Source organism: Stenotrophomonas sp. HMSC10F07 (assembly GCF_001807895.1).
GTDB lineage: Bacteria > Pseudomonadota > Gammaproteobacteria > Xanthomonadales > Xanthomonadaceae > Stenotrophomonas > Stenotrophomonas sepilia.
This window is the reverse complement of record NZ_KV791424.1, coordinates 1-6,812: the sequence shown is the minus strand read 5'-3', so window position 1 is coordinate 6,812 and position 6,812 is coordinate 1. Positions and strand designations below refer to the sequence as shown.

Genomic DNA, 6,812 nt, shown 5'->3' with positions numbered 1-6,812 from the left:
TTCTGCTTTGGTGGGTGCCGACCGTTGGTCGGCACGAATGAATTCATTCGATATCTGACAGATGTGCCGACTAACGGTCGGCACCCGCCAACAGCGCACGGAATCTGTCAGAGGTGGGGCGATGTCGGAGTGCGGGGTGTCCGCGGCATGGATGCCGCGGCCAAGCCCCCATGGACGGGTTTACGGCGTCCCCGCACTCCGACACCGCCCTGCCAACCCACGGAATGCCAGCTTTTGCTGTTGCTGTTGCCTTGGCTTGAAGGCTTCGGCGGGTGCAGGGCGCAGCCCTGCCGAACACCCTTTACCTCAGCTGGCTGTCCTTGCTGCCACGCCGGTTGTAACCGGCATGCGCCTGCTCTTCTTCGTCATGCGCCTGCTGGCACGCCACGCACAGGCGAACTCCCGGCACAGCACGACGTCGCGCCAACGGAATCGGCGCTTCACATTCCTCACAGTGCTCGAGGCCCGGGCCCTGCCGCAGCTGGCGGCGCGCGCGGGCGATCGCATCGTCGACGGTGGCGTCGATCTGGTCCTGGACCGCGCCATCTCCCGCCCAACCGGTGGCCATGGTCTTCCTCCGCAGGTGTGTCGCCTGATATGGGGACGATACACCCGCCCACAAAGGAGCAGGCCAGTGTTGCGCCGAGCCGTGCCCGGTGCGCCTTCAGCAAGCTGAGCAGAACGCCAACGGATCCAATCGGGGCGATCGCGACTTAATCCCCTCCGTCCCCTTTTTGCTTACCAGATCAGGTCGTCCGGCACCTGGAACTGGGCGTAGTAGGCGTCGTCCTCGGCGTTGCCGGTGGAGATCTCAGCAGTCGAGCCCGGCTGGCCGTGGTCGACGATGATCGCCTCCGGGGCCCGCTCGCGCACCTTCTCGGCGGCGGCGCGCGGCAGCAGGGCGTAACCCTCGCCATTGGCGACGATGACCAGCACGCCCACCGACAGCGCCTTGCGCAGCTTGGGGTCGATCAGCAGGGTGCGGATCGCCGCGCCATCGCTGAAGCGATACTCGTCATCGCCCTTGTGGGGTACTGCATGGGCCGCGATGATCTGCTTCGCCTGTGCCTTCTGTTCCGCCTGCCTGGCCTGGGCATTGCGCTCGGCGGCCAGCGCGCGGTCGCGCTCGACCTTCTCGGCACGGGCACGTTCAGCCTCACGCTGGACCTCGGCCGAGGCCGATTCGGCCTTGCCCTGGCGGGCCTTGGCCTGCTCCCGCGCGGCGGCGCTGGCCTGCGACTTCTTGGCCAGACCGGCCTTGAGCAATTGTTCCTGCAGCGCGTTGGGCTTTGCCATGGTTGGTACATACCGCGTGTAATCTTGGATGCTTCCATTCTACCGACGCCCCGCCGCCCCTGCATGGCAGTCCTGAAGTACCTCACCGGCTACCCCGAACCCCTGGTCGCCCAGGTCAGCGAACTGCTGGCGCAGGGCAAGCTCGGCCCCTGGCTGCAGCAGCGCTATCCCGACCCGCACGAGGTGCGCAGCGACCGCCAGCTGTACGACTACACCCAGGCGCTGAAAGATCGCTACCTGCGCAAGTCGGTGCCGCTCAACAAGGTCTGCTACGACAACACCCTGGAAGTGATCAAGCACGCGCTGGGTACGCATACCGCCATTTCCCGCGTGCACGGCAGCCGCCTCAAGGCCAGCCGCGAGATCCGCATCGCTACGGTATTCCGCCAGGCGCCAGCGGCGTTCCTGCGCATGATCGTGGTGCATGAGCTGGCCCACCTGAAGGAAGCCGACCACAACAAAGCCTTCTACCAGCTGTGCCAGCACATGGAACCGGATTACCTGCAGCTGGAGTTCGATACCCGTCTGTACCTGACCGAGCTGGCCAACCGCAGCCAGCGCTGACCGGCCGCAGCAGCTACACTGCGCGCCCCCTGCCCGACCTGCCCGCCATGGAACCGATCCGTCTCGACAAACGCCTGTCCGCCCTGCTCGGCATCCCCCGCGGCGAAGCGCGGCGCTATATCGAAGGCGGCTGGGTAACGGTCGACGGCGAAGTAGTGGAACAGCCACAGCGCCCGGTCGATGACAGCGTGGTGATCGTCGTGGCCGAGCAGGCCAGTGATGACAAGGCCGAGCGGGTCAGCATGCTGCTGCACAAGCCGGCCGGCGTTGCTGCTGAGACCCTGTGTGCGCTGGTCAGCAGTGACAGCCGCAGCGAACTTGATGCCAGCGACATCCGTCCGTTGCAGCGCCATTTCCACGGCCTGCAGCTGGCCGCTGCACTTCCGGCCAGCGACAGCGGCCTGGTGGTGGTCAGCCAGGATCCGGCCACGCTGGCCCATCTACAGCGCAATCTGGGCCGCACCGAACAGGAATACCTGATCGAAGTGGCCGAAGGCGGCCCCGAGCGAGGACCGTGGCTGCTGGCGCGGCTGCAGCAGGAATCCGGCGGCGCCAAGGTCAGCTGGCAAAGCGAGCAGCGCCTGCGCTTTGCCGGCAAGGGGCTGACCGCCAAGGGCCTGCGCGTGGCGGTGACCGCCGCCGGGCTGCAGGTGCTGGCCGTGCGCCGACTGCGCATCGGCCGCGTGGCATTGGGGCCGCTGCCGCCGGCGCAGTGGCGTTACCTGGGCAGCGACGAGCGGTTCTGAGGCCTGCGGGTCAGGGCCCTTTCCTGCAGAAACGGGTCCGCCCCCATCCGTGACGCCCGCGGGGTCGGATCCCTTGCCGAAGGCAAGGGCGCTGACGCCCTATCGATCCTGCAGGCATTCCTTCACGCAGGGCGTGGATCTACCATCGAGGCATGAGCCTGCCCATGCCCCTGTGGCGACGCCTGTTGCGCGTCGCTGCAATCATCCTCGCCGCGCTGTTGCTGCTGGTCCTGTCCGGGCTGCTGCTGGCCGACCATCTCACGCCACAGGCACAGGGCGCGCCCTCGCATGTACTGCCATTGCAGCCGGCGCAGACCCGCATCGACCAGCAGATCGTGCCGCTGCAGGACGCGCATCCCGGGCAGTCAGGCGTAGCGTTCCTCAGTGATGGCATGGATGCCTTCGCCGCGCGCGCGATGATCACCGCGCACGCTGGCCGCAGCCTGGACCTGCAGTACTACATCTGGCACGACGACCTGATCGGCCACCTGATGGCCAAGGCGCTGCATGACGCCGCCGAGCGCGGTGTGCGCGTGCGCATCCTGCTCGACGACATGAACGCCAAGGACAAGGACGCGCTGATGATGGCGCTGGACCGGCACCCCAACATTGAAATCCGCCTCTACAACCCGTTCCGCAACCGGACCGGCATCCTGCGCGTGGTGGAGATGGTGCAACGCTTCTTCAGCGTGAACCACCGCATGCACAACAAGAGCTGGATCGCCGATGGCCGCGTCGCGATCGTCGGCGGCCGCAACATCGGCGAGGAGTACTTCAGCGCGCGCACCGATGTGAACTTCCAGGATCTGGACCTGCTGGTCGCCGGCCCTGCCGTGGAGCAGGCCAACCGGATCTTCGACGACTACTGGAACAGCGAGGCCGCCATTCCGGTATCCGCGCTTGCCTTTCATACCGATGCGCAGCTGCGCCTGCTGGTGCGCGAATCGGATCATGAGGCGCAGCGGGACGTGGCCCGGCCCTACCTTGCGCGCGTGGCCGAATCGCGCCAGCGGCAGCGCCCGAGTCCCGAGCCATTGCACTGGAGCAGTGCAGTGCGCATCGTCTCGGACCCGCCGATGAAGCATCGCAGGGATGATCGCGCTGCCTGGCTGGTGTCGACCCTGATCAGCGAGCTGCAGGCCGCCCGGCACAAAGCGTTGTTGATCTCACCCTACTTCGTGCCAGGCAACGAAGGCCTGGATGGCTTTTCGGCCATGGCCGGGCGGGGCGTGCAGGTCGGCGTGGTGACCAACTCACTGGCTGCCAACGACGTCGCCGCCGTGCACGGCGGCTACATGAGCTACCGCGTGCCGTTGCTCGAAGCGGGCGTCCACCTGTACGAACTGAAGGCGCACGGACAGTCCGGCGATGCCGGCATGTTCGGCAGCAGCGGCGCGAGCCTGCACACCAAGGCGTTCGTGGTCGACGACCGCCGCGGCTTCGTCGGCTCGTTCAACCTCGACCCTCGCTCGGCCTACCTCAACACCGAAATGGGCGTACTGTTCGACGACCCGGTGCTGGGGGCGCAACTGCGCGATGAGTACCTGCGCCTGGCGGACCCCAGGCACAGCTGGTGGCTGGCGCTGGACGACCGAGGGCTACGCTGGCTGGAGCGTGAACCGCCACCGCACTGGGTGGAGGCCGAACCCGGCGCGAGCCTGGGCAAGCGCTGGACCGCGCGGGCCATCAGCTGGCTGCCGGTCGAATCGCAGCTGTAGTACTCAGGCCGCCGGGCCGGCCTGGTCCTGTCCGGCATCATCCAGCGTTTCCACGCTGCGCCCATGCAGGCGCCGCCAGATCCAGCGCAATGCATGCGGCGGCGCTGAAGGCAGCTGCTCCAGCAGCGCCAGCATGCGGCTCTGGCTGGCATGCCCATGGCGGCACAACAGGCTGGCCGCTGCGGCGGCGCTGGCCAGGCGCAGGCTGTCGGCCAGCGCCCCTTCTGCATCCACCGCCAGGGCCTGGTGAACCGGCTCAGGCAGCTCCCATGCGGCGGCGACCCGCTGCGCCAACGGCAACGACCACTGCTGCAACATCTGCAGGGCCAACGCCGGCTCCACGGCCTCGCCGCGGGCCTGCGCTTCCTGCAGCAGCTGGCGCATTACCAGTGACGCGCCCAGTCCCTGCACCAGGCCCAGCCACTGCGCGGCGAAAGCATCACCGAAGGTAACCGTGCGTGCGTGGTCTGCAGCCGCGCGCGAGGCCAGCAATGCGTGCTCCCAGATGATCGTGCTGAACTGCGGGAACACTTCGCACTGCACCTGCATCACCGGCTGCACCAGTACCGCGCTGATGATCTGCCGCACGCCTTCGGTACCCACCAGTGTCACCGCCCGCTGCAGGCTTTCGACCGGGCGCTCATGCACCTTGTAGGCCGGGCTGTTGGCGATGCGCAGCAGGTTGCCGGTCAGTACCGGGTCCTGACCGATGATCGCGGCCATCACCCGCGCTGAGGCGGCATCGTCGTTGACGGTCTGGATCAGCTGCGGCAGCAGTTGCGGCCGGCGGGGCAGCTGCCTGGCCGCCCAGTTGCGGTCCTGCAGCGCGCGCGCCACCGCCTCGCCCTGCCCTGCGGCCTGCACCGGCGTGGATTCACCGGCCAGACGCGGGTACAGGGCCAGCGCATGCAGGCCACGTTGCAGATGTGCAGCGATCTCGGCCGGGGGCAGCGCCTCGCCCTGCAGGCTCGCCGCTGCGGCGGCCACCGCCTGGCGGGACGCAGCAACCAGCCGCGACGGTGCCGCCCCGGTCGAACGCGCCAGCCAGCCGCGCAGCGATCGCCACCAGGCCGCTGTCATCGCCGCCCGCCCTGTCGTTGCAATGTCCTTGCCGTCACTGACCGCCCGCCTCTTCACGCCAATCCGGCCACCCGCCGTCGTCGCAGCATCGGCCGCACTTTCATCTTCTTTAACCGGAAGGCATGCGATGTCGACGGCACCGGCCAGGGGAATGGACTAGAATGGCGCCGCGCGACCCGTCCCCCAGCCATGACGACGTCGCTTTTTTTGTTTTGGGACCCTACCGTTCACTGGCCGTTCGCTGCAGTTCGCCGCTGATCGCGCCATCGGAGACGCCATGCTATTCGAAACCCTCGCCACCACCGGCCACGAACAAGTGGTGTTCTGCCACAACCACGATGCCGGCCTGCAGGCGATCATCGCCATCCACAACACCACCCTGGGCCCGGCCCTGGGTGGCGTGCGCATGCGTCCGTATGCCAGCACCGACGAGGCGCTGGCCGACGTGCTGCGGCTGAGCCGGACGATGACCTACAAGAATGCGCTGGCCGGCCTCAACGTCGGTGGTGGCAAGGCAGTGATCATCGGCGACCCGAAGGTGGACAAGACTGAAGTACTGTTCCGCGCCTTCGGCCGTTATGTCGACTCGCTGGGAGGGCGCTACATCACCGCCGAGGACGTCGGTACCGACGTCAACGACATGGAGAACATCTACCTGGAGAGCCAGTTCGTGACCGGCGTGCACCAGGTCCATGGCGGATCCGGCGATCCGGCCCCGTTCACCGCCTACGGTGCGCTGCAGGCGCTGATGGCGGCGATGCGCTTCAAGTTCGGCCATGAGGAAGTGGGCAATACCAGCATCGCAGTGCAGGGCCTGGGCCACATCGGCATGGAGCTGGTCAAGCTGCTGCGCGATCGCGGCGCCAAACTGTATGTCACCGACCTGGACAGCGCGCTGGTTGATCGCGCGGTCATCGATTTCGGCGCCGAAGCGGTCAAGCCCGACGAGATCCACGAAGTGAACGCCGATGTGTTCGCACCGTGCGCGCTGGAAGGCGCGATCAACGCCGACACCCTGCCGCGGATCAAGGCGAAGATCATCTGCGGTACCGCCAACAACCAGCTGTCGAGCCTGGAAATCGGCGATGAACTGCATGCGCGCGGCATCCTGTATGCACCTGACTACGCGGTCAACGCGGGCGGCGTGATGAACGTGTCGCTGGAGATCGATGGCTACAACCGCGAACGCGCGATGCGCCTGATCCGCAGCATCTACCACAACCTCACCCGCATCTTCGAACTGTCGCAACGCGAGAACATCGCGCCGCAGCGGGCAGCCGACCGGATCGCCGAAAGCCGTATCCTGTCGATCGGCAAGCTGAAGATGCCGCTGGGTCGCAGCACCCCGCGCCTGGGCAACCTGCGCGGCGGCTGAGCCTGCCGATGTCGCGCCGGGCCTTTCGACCCG

The 6,812-nt window shown here is 67.2% G+C and carries 7 protein-coding genes; 4 read left to right on the top strand and 3 right to left on the bottom strand.

Annotation, left to right across the window (positions count from 1 at the left end):
• Positions 1 to 301: 301 nt before the first annotated feature.
• Positions 302 to 568: a DksA/TraR family C4-type zinc finger protein gene (locus HMPREF3114_RS15075; protein WP_005418184.1), complete on the bottom strand. Its 267-nt coding sequence runs from the start codon at positions 566 to 568 to the stop codon at positions 302 to 304.
• A 170-nt stretch (positions 569 to 738) separates the two neighbouring features.
• Complete coding sequence (locus tag HMPREF3114_RS15070) at positions 739 to 1,296, bottom strand: DUF2058 domain-containing protein (protein ID WP_005418186.1); 558 nt, start codon at positions 1,294 to 1,296, stop codon at positions 739 to 741.
• A 63-nt stretch (positions 1,297 to 1,359) separates the two neighbouring features.
• Here HMPREF3114_RS15070 and HMPREF3114_RS15065 point away from each other — a divergent pair, with 63 nt between their 5' ends.
• From HMPREF3114_RS15065 to HMPREF3114_RS15055, 3 genes are all read left to right on the top strand, one after another.
• Complete coding sequence (locus HMPREF3114_RS15065; protein ID WP_053499398.1) at positions 1,360 to 1,860, top strand: M48 metallopeptidase family protein; 501 nt, start codon at positions 1,360 to 1,362, stop codon at positions 1,858 to 1,860.
• A gap of 47 nt (positions 1,861 to 1,907) precedes the next feature.
• Positions 1,908 to 2,606 (top strand): RNA pseudouridine synthase, encoded by a 699-nt coding sequence (locus HMPREF3114_RS15060; RefSeq protein WP_053499396.1) that lies wholly within the window; start codon positions 1,908 to 1,910, stop codon positions 2,604 to 2,606.
• Between the two features lie 164 nt (positions 2,607 to 2,770).
• On the top strand, positions 2,771 to 4,324 hold the full coding sequence (locus HMPREF3114_RS15055) for a phospholipase D family protein (RefSeq protein WP_229766041.1): 1,554 nt from the start codon (positions 2,771 to 2,773) through the stop codon (positions 4,322 to 4,324).
• Between the two features lie 3 nt (positions 4,325 to 4,327).
• Here HMPREF3114_RS15055 and HMPREF3114_RS15050 read toward each other — a convergent pair whose 3' ends face one another.
• Positions 4,328 to 5,404 carry an HDOD domain-containing protein gene (locus tag HMPREF3114_RS15050; protein WP_053499393.1) on the bottom strand — a complete coding sequence of 359 codons (1,077 nt, stop codon included), beginning with the start codon at positions 5,402 to 5,404 and terminating at the stop codon, positions 4,328 to 4,330.
• A 277-nt stretch (positions 5,405 to 5,681) separates the two neighbouring features.
• Here HMPREF3114_RS15050 and HMPREF3114_RS15045 point away from each other — a divergent pair, with 277 nt between their 5' ends.
• Positions 5,682 to 6,779: a Glu/Leu/Phe/Val dehydrogenase dimerization domain-containing protein gene (locus HMPREF3114_RS15045; protein WP_070489954.1), complete on the top strand. Its 1,098-nt coding sequence runs from the start codon at positions 5,682 to 5,684 to the stop codon at positions 6,777 to 6,779.
• Positions 6,780 to 6,812 lie beyond the last annotated feature (33 nt).